Here is an 18742-nt window from a genome sequence, read left to right as displayed (position 1 = left end):
ATGATTTTGATAAAAGACACCAAAATTGCCAAAAGCAGTCGCTAATATTTAATAATGCTTGCGATACCAGTGATTTTGGCGTATAATGGCAAGTCCCCACCTTTAGACAAGCATTTGCTTGGCGAACAGGTATTTATCAAGCCATCTGGCTTTTGATTGACAAGAGGTAATTATGAAACTAAAAACCAAACGCGGTGCCGCTAAGCGTTTCAAAAAAACCGCAAATGGCTTCAAGCGTAAGCAAGCATTCAAGCGTCACATTTTGACCAAAAAATCTCCAAAGCGTATCCGCCAACTTCGTGGTTGCGTGATGGTTCATGCGTCTGACGTTGCGTCAATCCGCCGTATGTGCCCATACATCTAATCAATTGTGGATATTTAGGAGAATAAAATGGCTCGTGTAAAACGTGGTGTACAAGCTAACCGCCGTCACAAAAAAGTTCTAGCCCGTGCAAAAGGCTACTATGGTGCTCGCTCTCGTGTGTATCGTGTTGCCGTACAAGCGGTAATGAAAGCTGGTCAATATGCTTATCGTGACCGTCGCAACAAAAAGCGTTCTTTCCGCCGTCTGTGGATTGCTCGTATCAACGCTGGTGCTCGCCTAAATGGTTTGTCTTACAGCCGTCTAATCAATGGTCTTAAAAAGGCAAACATTGAGATTGACCGCCGTATTTTGGCTGACATCGCCATGCATGATGCTGCTGCTTTCACTGCAATCGCAGAAAGAGCAAAAGCTGCTTTGGCATAAGTTGTTGCCAATACAAGACAACAAGCCCCGCTCTTTGGAGTGGGGTTTTTGTTTTTTGGCGGTAAGTGATGTAAGTTGATGATAAATTTGTAAAAAATCATCGAAAAACATCAGAAAACTGCCCAAAAATATTTACAAAATTTTATCAATTCTTTAAAATAAATTCCCAAGAATCAGCCGTCAGATTGGCGTGTACTAAGTTGGCATGAGATGATGTGGGCGAGGCGTACACCAAAATTTGGCACATTTTTTTATCCAAAACAATAAGATGATGATATGACTCAGTCAGATATTTTAGTTGATTTACCCAGTTTAGAGTTGCCTTTGGCACAAATTGATGCCCAGATGCTGACACAGTTTGGCGATCAGGCGATTTTGCTCATCAATACCGCCAGCGATGAAAAAACTTTGCAAGAATTTCGTGTGCAACTGACTGGCAAAAAAGCGGTTTTGACCGCTTTGTCCAAGCAAATGGGCAGTCTTGATGCTGAACAAAAAAAGCAGTACGGTGCCTACTTGCACGAGCTTCGCACACGCATTGGTGCAGCACTTGATGAAAAATCAGCACAGCTTGCCGCTGCTGCGTTGAATGCCAAACTTGCCAGCGAACAAATCGACATCACACTGCCTGCTCGTGGTATCGCCAAAGGAACATTACACCCCATCACGCAGACCACCGAGCGTATGCGTCAGTTCTTTGTGCAAGCAGGGTTTAGCGTGGCGACAGGTCCTGAGGTTGAGAGCGATTATTATAATTTTGAGGCACTAAATATCCCAGACCATCACCCAGCTCGTGCCATGCATGATACTTTTTATTTTGATGCTCATTATTTGTTGCGTACGCACACCAGCAGCGTGCAGATTCGCACGATGGAACAAAGTGAACCGCCAATTCGTATCATCTGCCCTGGTCGAGTTTATCGCTGCGATAGCGACCAAACGCATTCGCCCATGTTTCATCAGATGGAGGGTTTGATGATTAGTAAATCTTCAAATTTTGCTGAGCTTAAAGGGCTGATTCATGAATTTTTGGACGCATTTTTCGGTAAAAAAATGACCGTGCGTTTTCGTCCCAGCTTTTTCCCATTCACTGAACCATCGGCTGAGGTGGATATTTTGTCCGACAATGGCAAATGGCTAGAAGTGCTTGGTTGTGGCATGGTACACCCACAAGTGCTGCGTAATTGTGGCATCAATCCTGATGAATATACAGGATTTGCTTTTGGATTGGGTATTGAGCGATTTGCCATGTTGTATTATGGCATTGATGATTTGCGTTTATTCTTCCAAAATGATTTAAGATTTTTAAAACAATTTGGTTAATTGAATGTTCAATTAAAAACGCATAAACACAAAAAATTAATGAGGCAAATACAATGAAAATCAGTGAACAATGGCTAAGACAATGGGCAAATCCAAGCGTAGATAGTCAGACGCTTGGCGAGCAACTGACGATGGCAGGTTTGGAGTTGGACGGCTTGGAAATGGTTGCTCCACCGTTCACAGGCGTGGTGGTGGGCGAGGTCATCGAATGTATTCAGCACCCTGACGCTGACCGCCTAAGAGTGACCAAAGTCAATATTGGTACAGACGAATTGCTACAAATCGTCTGTGGTGCTCCTAATGTGCGAGTAGGCTTAAAAGTGGCGGTGGCAACCATTGGTGCGGTATTGCCATCTGATGACGACAAAGGGTTTAAAATCAAAAAAGGCAAGTTGCGTGGTGTCGAAAGTCAAGGCATGCTGTGCGGTGCTTCTGAGATTGGTTTGGTGGATAAAATTGATGGATTGATTGAACTGCCTGACGATGCACCCATTGGCGTTGATGTGCGTGATTATTTGGGGCTGGATAATCAGATTTTTGAGATTGCCATCACGCCAAATCGTGGCGACTGCCTAAGCGTGTTGGGCTTGGCACGAGAGATTGCGGTGATTAACCGTTTGCCATTAAATCGTAACCAAGTCACGCCTGTTGCCCCAAGCACCAATCAGACAGTCGGTGTGCAGGTGCTTGCTACGCAGGCTTGCCCACGCTATTTGGCACAACGCATCGATGGCATTGACCGCACCAAAGCTAGCCCAAAATGGCTAGAAGATGCGTTGGTGGCGTCAGGTGTACGCACGCATAATTTTTTGGTTGATGTGACCAATTTTGTCTTGCTTGAATTAGGTCAGCCTTTGCACGCTTTTGATGCTGATAAGATTGTTGGTGATATCGTGGTGCGTCAAGCCAATGCAGGCGAGAGCGTTGAGCTGCTTAATGAACAAACCATCACATTGACAGGTGATGAGCTAGTCATCGCTGATGATGAAGGCATCTTGGCGTTGGCAGGTATCATGGGTGGTGCTCGTTCTGCCGTCTCTGATGAAACCACCAGCATCGCATTAGAATCAGCTCACTTCGACCAGCTTGCCATCGCAGGGCGAGCCAGACGCTTTGGCTTGCATACTGATGCCAGTCAAAGATTTGAGCGTGGCGTGGATTTTGAATTGCCACAGCTTGCCTTAGACCGTGCTACTTCGTTGATTATCAGCGTGGCAGGTGGACAAGCAGGAGCAATCACAACCGTGCAAACAGTGGAGCAACTGCCAAAACGAGCCATCATAGAAGTGCCTGTGGCAAAGATTGATGAGCTGCTTGGGGTGCAGATTGCTGCTGATGAGATGGTGGACATTCTTAATCGTCTTGAAATCAAGACCACTTTACAAAATGATACCTTGATTTGCCAAGCACCAAGCCATCGTTTTGACATCAATATCGCCCAAGATATTGTCGAAGAAGTGGCACGCATTTACGGCTATGCCAAGATTGAGCCACGCTTGCCAAGTTTTGCGGTGGACATGAGCTATGATGATGGGGCTGACTTGGTGCATCATCTAAAACTATCTTTGGTCAATGCCGATTATCACGAGGCGGTCAGTTTTAGTTTTAGCGATGAAAAAATTGAACGCTTGTTTGATGAGGCGACTTTGGGCGAAGTGTTGGCACTTGCCAACCCTATTTCCAGTGATTTGGCAGTGATGCGTCGTACGCTCTTATCCAGCTTACTGCCCATCGTCAGCTATAACATCAATCGCCAACAAAGCCGTGTTCGACTGTTTGAGACGGGGCTAAGTTTTGTGGGGGCGAACATTAAAGAGCTAACCCAGACGCCAAGCCTTGCCATCGTAGCAACGGGCAATGTGACTTCTGAGCAAAGCCATGCCAACCGTGCGATGGATTTTTATGACCTAAAACGAGACATTGAGGCTTTATTGCCCAGCACACTAGATGGTCGTCATATCCGCTATGAGCGAGCCAATATGGCATTTTTGCACCCTGGACAAAGTGCGGTTTTGATGGTTGATGGTGAGACGCTGGGCTGGTTTGGTCAGTTACACCCAAGCATTGCCAAAGCCCTAGATTTGCCTGTGGTGTGGGTGGCCCAGTTACAGCTTGATGGGTTGGTGGCACTTCATCGCCGTGCGGTGTCAGTGTCTGCTCCAAGCAAGTTTCCTCAGGTTCGCCGTGATTTGGCGGTCTTGGTGGACACAGCAGTGTCTTGGCAGGAATTGGAACAGCAAATTCGTCAGTCTGCGGGCAAGTATCTACAAGATACTTGGCTATTTGATGTCTATCAAGGCGATCGCTTGCCAGCAGGAAAACATTCTTTGGCATTTGCGATGGTTTTCCAAGATGATTTGGCGACTTTGGAAGAAGAACAAATCAAAAAAGCCACCGATCAAGTATTGGCAGATTTGGCAGCACAATATCATGCCCATCTAAGAGATTGATGGTCGGCTTGTGCTGGCTTAGTCAAGCTAAGGGGCTTTTTGCTCTTAGCTTGACTTGTGATGGCAAGTTTTTCTACAATACATCATCAATAATTACACCAAAATACATTTGGCAAATAAGGAATATATTGCATGAGTGCATTGACCAAAGCGGATATGATTAACGAATTGACGCTTAGGCTAAGAATCACCCGCCAGCAGGCTGGACGATTGGTTGATGGTTTTTTTGGCGAAATCAGTAACAATCTGGCGGCAGGCAAAGAGGTCAAATTGTCAGGTTTTGGCAATTTTGAACTCAAAGACAAAAAACCACGACCTGGTCGCAACCCAAAAACAGGCGAAAGTGTGCCAGTGGTTGCACGCCGTGTGGTCACTTTTAAGGCAGGACAAAAATTTCGCAGTCAAGTGGACAGTCAAATCGCTCGCCGCTTGGCAAAGTGATGAAAGTTTTGCCAAACCTGATGAATTTTGGTTAAATCATCTTGAATATTTACCCAAAATTCGCTAAAATATAGCCTTTATTTTCCCACCTAAGTTGGCTGATGAATACAGATATGCATGGTGCGGTGTGCCAAAATTGGTTGGCGACAGCGTGGCTATGTTCCGTCATCGTCTCGATGATGATTATCGGTGCTTAGGTTCATTGGATTTGAGATTTATTATGCGTAAAGACATTCACCCAGAATACCGTGAAGTACTATTCCACGACACCAACGCTGATGTGTACTTCCTAACTCGTTCTACCGTAGCGACCAAGACCACTCGTGAATACGAAGGTGCAGAGTACCCATACTTCCCACTAGATATTTCAAGTGCGTCTCACCCATTCTACACAGGCGAGCAACGCAAAACTGCCAACGAAGGTCGTGTGGCAAGCTTCAACAAGCGTTTTGGTGCATTTGCCAATCGTGGCAAAAAATAAGTCATCGCTTATCAAAAAAATCGCTCTTTTGGGGCGATTTTTTTATGGAAGATTGATGGCTTGACTAAAAAACAGTCAATCTTATTCAAAAAATTGTAACAATTTTCTTATCAAACCATATCCTAGATGACGAAATTTTGCATTCATGATAAACTATTGGTTTTGATAAAATGTGATAATTGGTTGGTTGGCTGACAAACGGGGCGTGTATGGAAGTGTTGAATATCTTAGCGATTTTGCTGGCGATTGCGGTGCTGATTGTTGGTATTTATATCATCATTCGTGGTATTCGTAGCAATAACGATGAGCTGGATAACAGCAAATCCAACCAAAAGCACGGTTTGCCCATTTTGGCTCGCAATGAAAGACAGCTTCATCATGACCATCAAGGCGAAGATGAAGATGCGTTGTCGAGCATGGCGGCGGCGATTTCATCTGCCCCTACGATGGTGATGGACGAGCCAGTCGCACCAGCGACAGTGACCACAAATACACAGACTGACAGCAAGCAGACGGATATTGGCGAGTCGGACGATGTCGCCACCACTGAGACGGCATTTGATGGACTGAGTGTGCCAAGCCAACAAATCAACAAAAGCTTTGAGCAGCAGTCGCCAGTGCTTGACCGCCATTTGGACGAGCAGCAGTCTTTTGATGAAAGCACCAATCCACTACAAGATTATACTGAGACTTTCACGATTGTGATTACCCCGCAGTTTGGGGCAAGTATTTCAGGTCGTCAGGTGTTGGACATCGCCCGCAATTATGGACTCAAACACGGCTCGATGAACATGTTCCATCGACATGAGTATGAAGATGGGCGAGGCGTGCGTTGGTTTAGTATGATGGCAGAAGATAAGAACGGACCAACAGCATTCGACCTTAACACTTTGGCAGACGATTATTTTGACAGCCTGATTTTGTTTTTGGTCATACCGCACAAGCAGCTGCTAAGAGGCTATGACAGCATGGTTTCGACCGCAGGTTTGTTGGCTGGCGACCTTAATGCCATTTTGACTGATGAAAATCGCATGCGTTTTGATGCAGAATCATTTGACCGCTTGCGTGCAATTTTTGCAAATCATTGATTGACAAGACTAAGATAAAACCGTCTTTTGGGACGGTTTTTTTGTATTTTATACCCAATAATCATCACACAATAACCAAGAGAAACTGGCGATATGACCGATTTATTTGCAACGATTGATGATGACATCATCACACAGATGCGTGCCTTGATTGAGGTGCTAAAAAAACACAATCATGCTTATTATGTGCTGGATAATCCAACCATCACTGATGGCGAGTATGATGCATTGAGACAACAATTAGTGCAATTAGAGAGCCAATATCCAAGTTTGGTACAAGCTGACAGCCCTGTGCAGACTGTGGGTGGAGAGCCTTTGCCGTTTTTTACGCAGGTGATGCATGACATACCGATGTTGTCTTTGGGCAATGTATTTGATGGCGAGGATTTGGCAAATTTTTTGCGTCGTGCCAATGAGCGACTTGAACAGGTGGTGCCAGAGTATGAAATGGAGCTAAAACTCGATGGTCTGGCGGTGTCTTTAAAATATCAATATGGTGTTTTTGTGCAGGCAATCACTCGTGGCGATGGACAAACAGGCGAGGACATCACACATAATGTTCGCACCATTCGCAATCTACCTCAGGTGTTGCCAGCCTGCCAAGACATTGAGTTGTTAGAGGTTCGTGGCGAGGTATTGATGCCAAAGGCGGGCTTTGAAAAGCTCAATCGTGATAGCCAAGCTAAGGGCGAAAAAGGTTTTGCTAACCCTAGAAATGCCGCTGCTGGCAGTTTAAGACAGCTAAATCCTGCCATCGCTGCTGCCAGACCATTGGCGTTTTTTGGTTATTCGGTCAATCAAGGCTTGCCTGATGATATTGAGACACAGTCAAAGGCGATGGCGTGGCTTGGTCAGCTTGGTTTTGAGACTTCGCCATTCGCTGTTGCTCGTAATCAGCAGCAAATTCAGGCATATTATGACAAAGTGGTGCAGACTCGTGAACAGTTGCCATTTGAGATTGATGGCTTGGTGGTCAAGGTGAACGATTTGTCTTTGCAGCAGCGACTTGGTTTTTTGAGCCGTGAGCCACGCTGGGCAACGGCGTACAAATTTGCTGCCCAAACTGTACCAACCAGACTGCTTGATGTCGAATGGCAAGTGGGTAGAACAGGAACGCTGACACCTGTGGGCAAGCTAGAACCTGTCAATGTGGGGGGTGTGACGGTCAGTAATGTGACTTTGCATAATTTTGGCGAGATTGGTCGCTTGGGCGTGATGATTGGCGATATGGTCAGCGTGCATCGTGCTGGCGATGTGATTCCAAAGGTCTCATCGGTGTTGCCAGAGCTGCGTCCAGCCGATGCCAAGCCCATCATTTTGCCCAGTCATTGTCCTGTGTGTCAGTCGCCTGTGTCGTTGCCCGAAGGTGAGGCATTGGCTCGTTGTACAGGCGGTCTGATTTGTGCTGCTCAACAAAAAGAGGCACTCATTCACTTTGTATCACGCCGAGCGATGGACATTGATGGTTTGGGTGGACAATGGCTGGTGAAGTTTTTTGAGATGGGATTGATTCAGACAGTTGCCGATATTTATGAGCTTCACACTCAGGCTGACCATTTGATGACTTTGGAGGGCTTGGGCGAAAAATCAGTTGCCAAAATGCTTGCCGCCATCGAACAATCCAAACAAACCACTTTGCCGCGCTTTATTTTTGCATTAGGCATTCGTGGCGTGGGCGAAAGCACGGCTTTAAATTTGGCACAAACTTTTGGCGAATTTGAGCAGATTCGACAAGCTGATTTGCCCAGCTTATTGGCGGTGGCTGATGTTGGTGAGATTACCGCACAGATGATTCATGACTTTTTTAGAGCAGAGCACAACATGGTGGTGGTGAACAAACTTCTTGCTGCTGGCATCAGTTGGCAGACGATGAGTGTGCCTCAGGATTTGCCGCTATCAGGTCAAACTTGGGTTGTGACAGGCACTTTGGCAAGCATGGGACGAGATGAGGCTAAGGAAAAATTGCTTGCCTTGGGGGCAAAAGTTGCTGGTAGTGTGTCAGCCAAGACCACCAAAGTATTGGCAGGCGAGAAGGCAGGCAGTAAGCTGGACAAGGCGGTAAGTCTTGGTGTTGACATCATTGATGAAACCGCCTTTTTGGCGATGCTTGAACAATCAACCTTATGAATCAATCAAACCGCTTATTGCCGATGGCAGGATTGCTGATTGGCTGTGTGATTTTTGGCTTGGGCAGTTTGATTGTGGCTCATGTGCCTGTGGGTTCGTATGCGATGGCATTTTGGCGATTGCTTGTGTCGTCATTGATTTTTGTGAGTTTGGCAAAGTTTTTTGGTCATCGATTTGCCATTTGTCGTCAAGCGGCGTGTTTTGCTTTACTGTCGGGCGTGGCATTGGGCTTGGATTTGGCGTTGTGGCATGAAAGCATTCGTGCTGTTGGGCCAGGCATCGCCACTTTGCTCAATAGCTTGCAGATTTTTTTCTTGGCATTCATCGGTTGGCTTTGTTTTGCCGAAAAGCAAAATAAATCCCAAGTAGTCAGCTTAATATTGGCGGTGCTTGGCGTGGCATTCATCGCCAGCCCAGAATTTGCCCAAAATCAGCTGGCAAGCTGGGGGTTTGTTTGGGGGATATTGTCAGGGGCGTGTTTGGCGATTTCAATGGTCTTTATCAGGCAAGCACATCGACACGAAGAAGTGCCGATTTTTGTGTTGATGTCGCTCATCGGCGTTGGCGGTATGTTGGGTGTCTTGCCGTTCATGTGGTGGCTTGATGTTGGTAAAATCCTACCAACTTCATGGGAGCAGGTTGGTTGGATTTTGGTGTATGGTTCTTTGATGCAGTGTTTTGCATGGGGCTTGATTGCTTATAGCATTCCAAGACTGAGTTTGGCTTTGACAGGATTATTGCTGTTGTCTGAGCCTGTGGCGGCATTGCTCATTGATTATTTTTGGTTGCACAAATCCATCAATATTGCTCAATGGACAGGGGTGTTTTTGACGATGTTGGCGATTTATAGAGGGTCTTTGAGTCGTTAAACATGGCAAAAGACATCATCAAGGGCTGATTTGATATTCTAAATGATATTACTTATCATTATTATTGCTAATATATTTTATTGTGTTAAAATATGATACATAATAATGATTCATTTGGAGGCAATGATGCCCAAGGCACACAGTCAAGTACGATATTCTTATGGTGTTCGCCATATTTTTAAGTCAAACCGCAAAGACCACGCCCATTTGGTGGTGGTGTTCAATGGTCATCGCCATCGAGGGTGGGATTTTGAGAATTCAATCAATTTTCTAAAATGCAGCTTATTGATGATTGATGATGTTTTTGAGGGAGCGTGGTCTTATTATTTGGGCAATGATGGTTGTTTTGCTTTTTCTGATGCAATCCATTCGCTTATCAATGACACTTTACAAATGCTTGGTCTATCTAAGGAACAATGCACATTATTGGGTGCGTCTAAGGGTGGATTTGCCGCTTTATATATTGGGCTAAAATATGGATTTCCCAATATCGTCTCCTCCTCGTTCGTTGGATATGTAGGCAGTCGCATGATGGAGCGTGATGTCTTGGCAGCTTGCCGTGTGATGGGCAAAGACATCGATAAACAGACGATTTGCTCCTATGATAATTTGTTGATTGACCTTATCAATCGTGATGCGTGCGTCAATAAAAACATTTATCTATTTTTATCCAGCAATGACCGATTTTATTTGCAATATGGACAAAAAGACCTGTTGCATTGGCTAAATGCCAAGTATCAAAATGTGAATGTGTTTTTTACAGATTCTAAATTGGCATTTCAGCACGACCAAGTGGCGGCATATTTTTTGCAAGATATTTTATCCATCACCAATTTACTCACCCAAAATATTTTTGTTCAGTTGCCCAAGCAGGCGTTCGATGACATGCAGATTGGTTTTTTGCAAATGCCCAATCAGCAAGCCAAGCAAATCTTGCAACATCGCAAACAAGCATCGACAGCCAAGCCTACTGCTTATAACGAAATATCCAAGTTAAACATCAATCAAGGCGTGTTGTTTCTTGAAGGGTTGGCGTGCCTAAAATACTACGATGCACCCAATTATAAATACCTACAAAAATGCTTGGGCATGCAAAATATTGCTGATGACCAACAAAAATACGAATTTGCTTTGGGTACAGTTCCTCATAGGGCTCAAAGTCGCATCATGTATGATGGCGTATTTTATGATTATACGGCTTCTGGTGTGGCAACGATGAATTTTGAGGGCATTGATTTGGCGTCTTTACCGTGTGCTACTTATAAATTAAGCATTGGTATTTGTGCCAATAAAGGTAAGAAATTATCCCAAAATCTTCGCTACAAAAAAGAACTGGATATTAAAAGCATTCATCAAGACCATGAATATCGTATTTTTAGTGTCAATCATCGACAAACACAACAAATTTTTTTGACCAAAAGGAATATTATTGACATTGATAATGAATTTGTTGGCTATTTTGACATTGAGCAGGCGTGGATAAAAGGGTTTCGTTTTCATCTAGAAGGCGTGTTTATTGTCAAAGGGGTCAATATGTACACCTTTCATATGGGACGATATTATGTGGCACTCAAAAACAAACAAACAGGAGAAATTTTCTCCTATGTCTTGGGGCAAGTCATCAAGCCTAATTTGTCAGAAAAAATCGGCAACCCCTATGGCGGTTATGAGTCCTGTTATTTTGCGTCAATGGGCATGTCAGGCATTGATGTGCAAGATTTACCAAAGGCACAATATCAGATTTTTATTTCTTTAAGTCATCAAAATGAGATTTTTACCCAAGAACTGACCACGCAGCTAAGCATCGGTGTTGCTGGGTGTGCATTTGTTGATGAGCAAGTCGATAGACTGGCTGGTTGATGTGTGTATTTTGCATCATCAACCAATAAAAAATCCCGCCATCAGACGGGATTTTTTTTGTCATTCTTTTTTTGGGCGAATTTCAATGGGCAAGATGAGCCCTTCGCCAAATTTGTCAGCAAATACATAGTCGTGCTGCTCGCTGACAACGTCTGCTTTGGTATGAATGACCAGCGTGGCAGGGTGTCCATCGATGACTTCATGACCGATGTAATAATCAGAAAGCTGATCTAAAATTTTCCCCAATGCCTCTGGGCTTGCCATGCTTAGCATCATGGCGTGCTGGGCTTGTTTTGGGGTAATGTTGTAGGCTTTGGCATAATTTTGCACAGGCTGACTGTCTTCGGCAAATGGATAGTCATAGCTGTTTGGATTGACGGGTTTGACTTTGGTGTCAATCAGCGACCAATCCACTCGCACTCGACCATCGTCTGTTTTGATGGGTTTGGCGACTGGCTCGTCAGCGACTGTATGACCTGTTTTTTGCAGTTCTTGTGCCAATGCCTTTAAATCATGCGGATTGGTTGGGTCTATTGATGAGGCTTGGGTAGGTTCTGATGTTGCTTTGCTTTGCAGGTCATCTGCTGGTTTTTCGGTGCAGGCAATCAGTGGTAATAGTGCCAAGATGGCACCAAGTTGTTTAAGTTTCATGATGTTATCCTGATGATAAAAAAGTATCACTCAGTATCTAGACTGATTTTATGTCCTGATTTTACCGAATTCATCACAAATTGGCTATTAAAATTTGCCACATTATTCTCATAAGTCAGCATTTGGCGAACGAAACGATGATAATCTTGCATGTCTTGATTGGCGACAATCAGCACAAAATCGTCATCGCCTGAAATCTCATAGCAACTCATCACTTTGGGGTGTGCCGCCATCAGTCGCTCAAACCGATGTTGCATGGGGCTGTTTGATTGCACCATTTTCACAAAAACCATCACCAACAGTGGCTTGGCAACCTTGATGGGATTGACGATGGCGACGGTTTTTTCGATGACTTTTTCTGTGCTGAGTGCCAAAATTCTTCGTTGAGCGGTGGCAGGCGAAGTACCGACCTGCTCAGCAATGGTTTTGAGTGGCAATGTGGCATCATCTTGTAGCAGGTTGAGAATTTTTTTATCAATATTATCTAATGTCATAAAGCAAGATATTTTCCAAAAATATGATAAATTTTATCAATAATCATAAAATAACGCAAAATAAAATCAAAAATACTCAAAAATAGACATATTTTCTTAGTTTAATCTCTTAAAATATCTGCCATTGTTCATCAGTTGTCAGTCATTAACCATGAGTTCATTATCCTTATCCATGCCAAGCATCGCCATCAAACAAAGTCCTGTGGTATTTGGGGTGTTCTTGGCAATTTTTTCAAATCTCTTGTTTGCTGTTTTGTATGGCTATGGCAAATGGCTGACGGTTTTGTCAGGCACGCAGATATTTTTGTGGCGAATGGTCATGATGTGGCTGTGCTTGACTGTGTTTTTGATGGTTAGCGGTCGTTTGGCACAAGTCAAACAAGAATTATCTACCATTAAGGGAATTGATTCTTGGTTGTATTTTGTTGCACCCACGCCCATTTTGGCAAGTCAGCTGTGGCTGTTCATGTGGGCACCTGTGCATGGGCAGAGCGTGCAGGTGGCGATGGGTTATTTTTTATTTCCTTTGGCAATGGTGCTGGCAGGGTGCTGGCTGTTTGGCGAAAAGCTGTCCGCCTTACAAAAAATGGCCGTCTTGCTGGCAGTCATGGGTGTGTCGAGTGAAATATGGCGGACGGGTAGCGTCAGTTGGGCGACTTTGTGGGTGTGTGGCACTTATCCCATCTATTATGTGATGCGACGCAAAGTGGCGGTCAGTGCTTTGGCGGGGTTGTTTTTTGATGTGTCCATCATTGCCCCTGTATGCTTGGCGTATTTGGCGATGATGGACATTGGTACGGTCGGCACTTCTGGCGTATTGCTTGCCAAAGTATTTGGGCTTGGGGCAATTAGTGTGCTGGCGATTTTGAGTAATGTTGAGGCAAGTCGTTTGTTGCCTGTCAGTTTATTTGGCATGCTTGGTTATTTGGAGCCTGTACTGCTATTTGGTTTATCAGTTACGCTACTTGGTGGGGTGTTTGATGTGCAGATGCTCACCAGTTATGGACTGATTTGGCTGGCGGTCGTCTGTCTGATTGTACAGGGCATTTGGCACAAAAAATCTGTTGATGACACCCTCTAAAAAAAAGCACCTAAATCAAGGTGCTTTTTTATGGTTGGTCAATGCTGGTTTTTAAACCCTCGCTGTTTATCACGAGCAAAGTCTCTTTCTTTTAGTGTGGCTCGTTTGTCGTGTAGTTTTTTGCCTTTGGCAAGAGCGATTTCGCATTTGACCCTGCTGTTTTTCCAGTAGCAAGACAATGCCACTACTGCATAGCCTTTTTGATTGACCATGCCAAATAATTTGTCAATTTCACGACGGTTAAGCAGTAGCTTTCTGGTACGCAGATTGTCAGGATTGATGTGTGTTGAGCTGGTCAACAGTGGCTGAATATGTGCTCCGAATAAAAATGCCTCGCCATTTTTAAAGATGACATAGCTTTCGGTGATGCTCATTTTACCAGCACGAATGGATTTGACTTCCCAGCCTTCTAGGACAATGCCTGCCTCAAAAGTGTCCTCGATGAAATATTCGTGGCGAGCTTTTTTATTGGCACAGATTTGATTGGAGGGTTTTTTTGCCATGATGATAACTTTCCGATTTTTGTTATTTTGATGGCATTATAACAAATTTTATCAAAGATGATAGCAGGTTTTGGGTTGCCTTTATGCAGGATAGTTGCTAAGATGGTAAAAATTTTTAGATGATATGGGAATCGTTATGCTAGATAGCAAACCAACTTTACAAACTTTGCTTGACCATCGTTCAATCCGCAAATACACAGGCGAGCCGATTTCTGAGGAAATGCTGACGGCAGTGCTAGAAGCAGGTCGAGCGGTTTCGACTTCCAGCTTTTTGCAGGCGTGTAGTATCATTCGTGTGATTGACCCAGCCAAACGCACCGCTTTGCGTCAGATTTCCTGTGATTTGAGTGCTGATGACTATGAAAAAGCATTGGCAGAAGGCAAACGCTTGGGTCATGCGTATGTTGAAGAAGCGGCGGAATATTTGATTTTTTGCATGGACGGCAAACGACATCATCAGCTTGCTGATGTGCAGACAGATTGGACGGAAGTGACTCTGATTGGGGCGATTGATGCAGCCTTGATGGCTCAAAATGTGCTTGCCGCTGCTGAAAGTTTGGGCTTAGGCGGGGTGTATATTGGTAGCCTTAGAAATGACATCGCCAGAGCGGGCGAGATTTTGGGTCTGCCAGAGCATGTCGTGCCATTATTTGGTCTGTGTTTGGGACACCCTGACATGAGCTCAAAAATCAACCAATCACAACGCCCAAGATTACCGCTTGATGTACTGGTTTCAACAGACACCTACCAAGTTGCGAGCGATGAGCAGCTGACCGCCTACAATGAAGTAGTCAGAGAGTACTATCAGGGACGAGGATTGGATTTGGACTGGAAAGCTCAAATTGGCTCAACCTTTGGCGGCGAAGTGCGTCCATTTGTTCTAGACTATCTACAAAAGCAAGGGTTTGCCAAGCGATGATAGATTGGTATCAAAAGTCGTCCATAGTGGCGACTTTTTTATCATCAGTGATGGTTTTAAAATGAGCTAAAATTTGCTACCATAGCCATTATTTTCTATCATGCTTGATTTATGACACACCAACCAAAAAAAGTTTTGTATCCAGGGACTTTTGATCCGATTACCAATGGGCATATTGACCTTGTCAATCGTGCTTTAAAGCTATTTGATGAAGTGATTATTGCAGTGGCATTTGCCCATCATAAAAAGCCGTTGTTTGATTTTGATGAAAGGGTGGCATTGGTCAAAGCTTCATTTGCTGATGATTCACGAGTTCAAGTTGTTGGATTTGAGGGGCTGTTGGTGGAGCTGGCTCGTGAGCAAGGTGCATCAGCGGTGCTGCGAGGTCTTAGAGCGGTGTCTGATTTTGAATATGAATTTGGCTTGGCAAGCATGAACCGCAGTCTTGATGAGGCGTTCGAGGCGGTGTTTTTAACGCCTTCACAAGAATATTCATTTGTGTCATCAACATTGGTGCGAGAAGTGGCAAAATTGGGTGGTGATGTGACCAAATTTGTGCCACCTGTGGTGCTTCGTGCATTTGCAAATAAGTTTCATCAGGGGTAGATTATGGCATTAAAAATCACCGAAGAATGCATTAACTGCGATGTCTGCGAACCTGTTTGCCCAAATGATGCCATTTATGCAGGTGACGACATTTATGTCATCAATCCTGATTTGTGTACCGAGTGCGTTGGGCATTATGATACACCTCAATGTGTGGACATTTGTCCTGTGGATTGCATTCCCAAAGACCCAAAATATCCTGAAACCCAAGAACAATTATTAGCAAAATATCAAAAACTTACCCAATAAGCCAATAATGATGTTATAATAGTCATCGGCAGACCAGACAATCGCTGGTGCTTAGCACGGGAGGAAAGTCCGGGCTACATAGGGCAGAGTGCCAGCTAACGGCTGGGGGGCGAAAGCCTACGACAAGTGCAACAGAGAATAGACCGCCTTATATTTTATAAGGTAAGGGTGAAACGGTGTGGTAAGAGCACACCGCATGACTGGCAACAGGACATGGCAAGGTAAACTCCACTCGTAGCAAGACCAAATAGGTGTTCAATGTGTTGCCCGCACAGAACACGGGTAGGTTGCTTGAGCGTATCAGCGATGGTACGCCTAGATGAATGATTGTCCACGACAGAACCCGGCTTATCGGTCTGCCAAAATTTTTATAAAAAAATTGATTTTGTTATTGACAAGTAACAAATCTATGCTATAATTGCCAACCTGTAACGGCGATGTAGCTCAGCTGGTTAGAGCGCACGACTCATAATCGTGAGGTCAAGAGTTCAAGTCTCTTCATCGCCACCAACTATTAAAATGAAAAAATTTAAAAATAATGCTTGACATTAGATTTTAAATCAGTATAATAGTTCGGACAAGTTAGCGATAAAGCTGACAACAAATTCAAAATGAAAATTTTGAAAAAAAATTCAAAAAAAGCCTTGACTTTAAAAACCAATAGGTTATAATATAAGGCTCAGGTCATTAACTAGATGATAGTATGACTAAAAACTATTTAAAATCAAATCTAAAGAACAACTTGTGTGGATTTTTACGAATACAAGATAATCGATAATATATATTATCATTTATTAAGTACAGTAAAAATACTCAAAGTTAATTCATTTACACGATGAGCAAATTTTGCTAGTAATAATAAATGAGCCAAATAAAAAGTCCTAACTTTTTATTTTACTTTTTAAGTAAATATCAAGTAGGCAAAACAAGATTAAACTGAAGAGTTTGATCATGGCTCAGATTGAACGCTGGCGGCAGGCTTAACACATGCAAGTCGAACGAGGTTAGGGAGCTTGCTCCTGATACCTAGTGGCGAACGGGTGAGTAATGCTTAGGAATCTGCCTAGTAGTGGGGGATAACTATCCGAAAGGATAGCTAATACCGCATACGACCTACGGGTGAAAGGGGGCGTAAGCTCTCGCTATTAGATGAGCCTAAGTCGGATTAGCTAGTTGGTGGGGTAAAGGCCTACCAAGGCGACGATCTGTAGCTGGTCTGAGAGGATGATCAGCCACACTGGGACTGAGACACGGCCCAGACTCCTACGGGAGGCAGCAGTGGGGAATATTGGACAATGGGCGAAAGCCTGATCCAGCCATGCCGCGTGTGTGAAGAAGGCCTTTTGGTTGTAAAGCACTTTAAGTGGGGAGGAAAAGCTAGTGGTTAATACCCATTAGCCCTGACGTTACCCACAGAATAAGCACCGGCTAACTCTGTGCCAGCAGCCGCGGTAATACAGAGGGTGCAAGCGTTAATCGGAATTACTGGGCGTAAAGCGCGCGTAGGTGGTTATTTAAGTCAGATGTGAAAGCCCCGGGCTTAACCTGGGAACTGCATCTGATACTGGATAACTAGAGTAGGTGAGAGGGAAGTAGAATTCCAGGTGTAGCGGTGAAATGCGTAGAGATCTGGAGGAATACCGATGGCGAAGGCAGCTTCCTGGCATCATACTGACACTGAGGTGCGAAAGCGTGGGTAGCAAACAGGATTAGATACCCTGGTAGTCCACGCCGTAAACGATGTCTACCAGTCGTTGGGTCTCTTGAAGACTTAGTGACGCAGTTAACGCAATAAGTAGACCGCCTGGGGAGTACGGCCGCAAGGTTAAAACTCAAATGAATTGACGGGGGCCCGCACAAGCGGTGGAGCATGTGGTTTAATTCGATGCAACGCGAAGAACCTTACCTGGTCTTGACATATCTAGAATCTTGCAGAGATGCGAGAGTGCCTTCGGGAATTAGAATACAGGTGCTGCATGGCTGTCGTCAGCTCGTGTCGTGAGATGTTGGGTTAAGTCCCGCAACGAGCGCAACCCTTTTCCTTAGTTACCAGCACCTCGGGTGGGAACTCTAAGGATACTGCCAGTGACAAACTGGAGGAAGGCGGGGACGACGTCAAGTCATCATGGCCCTTACGACCAGGGCTACACACGTGCTACAATGGTTGGTACAAAGGGTTGCTACACAGCGATGTGATGCTAATCTCAAAAAGCCAATCGTAGTCCGGATTGGAGTCTGCAACTCGACTCCATGAAGTCGGAATCGCTAGTAATCGCAGATCAGAATGCTGCGGTGAATACGTTCCCGGGCCTTGTACACACCGCCCGTCACACCATGGGAGTTGATCTCACCAGAAGTGGTTAGCCTAACGCAAGAGGGCGATCACCACGGTGGGGTCGATGACTGGGGTGAAGTCGTAACAAGGTAGCCGTAGGGGAACCTGCGGCTGGATCACCTCCTTAACGAGATTATCTGATTGGTAAGAATCCACAACAAGTTGTTCTTTAGTAAGATGTTTAAAACGGGTCTATAGCTCAGTTGGTTAGAGCACCGTGTTGATAACGCGGGGGTCATAAGTTCAAGTCTTATTAGACCCACCATTTAAATGGGGTTATAGCTCAGTTGGTAGAGCGCCTGCCTTGCACGCAGGAGGTCAGGAGTTCGACTCTCCTTAACTCCACCATATTAAAACATAAAAAAGCAATCTTGATAAGATTTCTTCTTTATGCTTTAATATAAAGCATAAAAACATCTTATAAGCTGACGAAGTTTATGAACATTATTTAACAACATGATTATGAGTCTGGGTAATTTATTTAATTCCAACAAATAAATTACCATAGTAAGTACAC

The 18742-nt window shown here is 44.4% G+C and carries 17 protein-coding genes, 3 tRNA genes, 1 rRNA gene and 1 other RNA gene; 19 read left to right on the top strand and 3 right to left on the bottom strand.

Features of this window, described 5'->3' with window-relative positions; translation table 11 throughout:
• The first annotated feature begins 169 nt into the window (after positions 1 to 169).
• The 10 genes from rpmI (at position 170) to LU297_RS04570 (ending at position 11387) form a co-directional block, all read left to right on the top strand.
• Complete coding sequence (gene rpmI / locus LU297_RS04615) at positions 170 to 364, top strand: 50S ribosomal protein L35 (protein WP_036331620.1); 195 nt, start codon at positions 170 to 172, stop codon at positions 362 to 364.
• A gap of 27 nt (positions 365 to 391) precedes the next feature.
• Entirely contained in the window at positions 392 to 748 is a 357-nt protein-coding gene (gene rplT / locus LU297_RS04610; RefSeq protein ID WP_263077236.1) for a 50S ribosomal protein L20, read from the top strand.
• Positions 749 to 1093: 345 nt separating this feature from the next.
• Positions 1094 to 2071, top strand: a complete 978-nt coding sequence (pheS, locus tag LU297_RS04605) for a phenylalanine--tRNA ligase subunit alpha (protein ID WP_263077327.1) — start codon at positions 1094 to 1096, stop codon at positions 2069 to 2071.
• Between the two features lie 53 nt (positions 2072 to 2124).
• Positions 2125 to 4521, top strand: a complete 2397-nt coding sequence (gene pheT / locus LU297_RS04600; RefSeq protein ID WP_263077235.1) for a phenylalanine--tRNA ligase subunit beta — start codon at positions 2125 to 2127, stop codon at positions 4519 to 4521.
• 132 nt (positions 4522 to 4653) lie between these two features.
• Positions 4654 to 4962: an integration host factor subunit alpha gene (locus LU297_RS04595; RefSeq protein ID WP_263077234.1), complete on the top strand. Its 309-nt coding sequence runs from the start codon at positions 4654 to 4656 to the stop codon at positions 4960 to 4962.
• 220 nt (positions 4963 to 5182) lie between these two features.
• A complete protein-coding gene (locus LU297_RS04590) occupies positions 5183 to 5443 on the top strand; it encodes a type B 50S ribosomal protein L31 (RefSeq protein WP_263077326.1) in 261 nt (86 codons plus the stop codon).
• Between the two features lie 209 nt (positions 5444 to 5652).
• Complete coding sequence (locus LU297_RS04585) at positions 5653 to 6531, top strand: cell division protein ZipA C-terminal FtsZ-binding domain-containing protein (RefSeq protein WP_263077233.1); 879 nt, start codon at positions 5653 to 5655, stop codon at positions 6529 to 6531.
• 93 nt (positions 6532 to 6624) lie between these two features.
• Positions 6625 to 8658: an NAD-dependent DNA ligase LigA gene (gene ligA / locus LU297_RS04580; RefSeq protein ID WP_263077232.1), complete on the top strand. Its 2034-nt coding sequence runs from the start codon at positions 6625 to 6627 to the stop codon at positions 8656 to 8658.
• Positions 8655 to 9527: a DMT family transporter gene (locus LU297_RS04575; protein WP_263077231.1), complete on the top strand. Its 873-nt coding sequence runs from the start codon at positions 8655 to 8657 to the stop codon at positions 9525 to 9527. Before ligA ends, LU297_RS04575 begins: the two co-directional genes overlap by 4 nt.
• A gap of 126 nt (positions 9528 to 9653) precedes the next feature.
• Positions 9654 to 11387 (top strand): hypothetical protein, encoded by a 1734-nt coding sequence (locus LU297_RS04570; RefSeq protein WP_263077230.1) that lies wholly within the window; start codon positions 9654 to 9656, stop codon positions 11385 to 11387.
• A gap of 60 nt (positions 11388 to 11447) precedes the next feature.
• Here LU297_RS04570 and LU297_RS04565 read toward each other — a convergent pair whose 3' ends face one another.
• A complete protein-coding gene (locus LU297_RS04565) occupies positions 11448 to 12038 on the bottom strand; it encodes a hypothetical protein (RefSeq protein WP_263077229.1) in 591 nt (196 codons plus the stop codon).
• A 26-nt stretch (positions 12039 to 12064) separates the two neighbouring features.
• Entirely contained in the window at positions 12065 to 12532 is a 468-nt protein-coding gene (locus LU297_RS04560) for an Lrp/AsnC family transcriptional regulator (protein WP_263077227.1), read from the bottom strand.
• A gap of 151 nt (positions 12533 to 12683) precedes the next feature.
• Here LU297_RS04560 and rarD point away from each other — a divergent pair, with 151 nt between their 5' ends.
• Positions 12684 to 13613, top strand: coding sequence for an EamA family transporter RarD (rarD, locus tag LU297_RS04555; protein WP_263077226.1), 930 nt, complete (start codon positions 12684 to 12686; stop codon positions 13611 to 13613).
• A 38-nt stretch (positions 13614 to 13651) separates the two neighbouring features.
• On the opposite strand, the gene smpB is transcribed toward rarD, so the two are convergent.
• A complete protein-coding gene (gene smpB / locus LU297_RS04550; RefSeq protein WP_263077225.1) occupies positions 13652 to 14116 on the bottom strand; it encodes an SsrA-binding protein SmpB in 465 nt (154 codons plus the stop codon).
• Positions 14117 to 14252: 136 nt separating this feature from the next.
• On the opposite strand from smpB, the gene nfsA reads away from it, so the two are divergent.
• The 8 genes from nfsA to LU297_RS04510 all read left to right on the top strand — a co-directional run bounded on the left by nfsA (position 14253) and on the right by LU297_RS04510 (position 18573).
• Entirely contained in the window at positions 14253 to 15035 is a 783-nt protein-coding gene (nfsA, locus tag LU297_RS04545) for an oxygen-insensitive NADPH nitroreductase (RefSeq protein ID WP_263077224.1), read from the top strand.
• Positions 15036 to 15146: 111 nt separating this feature from the next.
• Entirely contained in the window at positions 15147 to 15641 is a 495-nt protein-coding gene (coaD, locus tag LU297_RS04540; RefSeq protein WP_263077223.1) for a pantetheine-phosphate adenylyltransferase, read from the top strand.
• Positions 15642 to 15644: 3 nt separating this feature from the next.
• The gene (locus LU297_RS04535) at positions 15645 to 15890 is read left to right on the top strand and encodes a YfhL family 4Fe-4S dicluster ferredoxin (RefSeq protein WP_263077222.1); all 246 of its coding nucleotides are present in this window, start codon (positions 15645 to 15647) and stop codon (positions 15888 to 15890) included.
• Between the two features lie 25 nt (positions 15891 to 15915).
• Positions 15916 to 16257, top strand: an RNA gene (gene rnpB, locus LU297_RS04530) — RNase P RNA component class A.
• A 66-nt stretch (positions 16258 to 16323) separates the two neighbouring features.
• Positions 16324 to 16400, top strand: a tRNA-Met gene (locus tag LU297_RS04525).
• Positions 16401 to 16823: 423 nt separating this feature from the next.
• Positions 16824 to 18352 (top strand): 16S ribosomal RNA (locus LU297_RS04520).
• A 61-nt stretch (positions 18353 to 18413) separates the two neighbouring features.
• Positions 18414 to 18490 (top strand) — tRNA-Ile (locus tag LU297_RS04515).
• A 7-nt stretch (positions 18491 to 18497) separates the two neighbouring features.
• Positions 18498 to 18573, top strand: a tRNA-Ala gene (locus tag LU297_RS04510).
• Positions 18574 to 18742 lie beyond the last annotated feature (169 nt).

The sequence above is a fragment of the Moraxella nasicaprae genome, from assembly GCF_025643275.1.
Classification (GTDB): Bacteria; Pseudomonadota; Gammaproteobacteria; order Pseudomonadales; family Moraxellaceae; genus Moraxella; species Moraxella nasicaprae.
The sequence above is the reverse complement of the archived record's forward strand: the minus strand, read 5'-3'. Positions and strand labels throughout refer to the sequence as shown.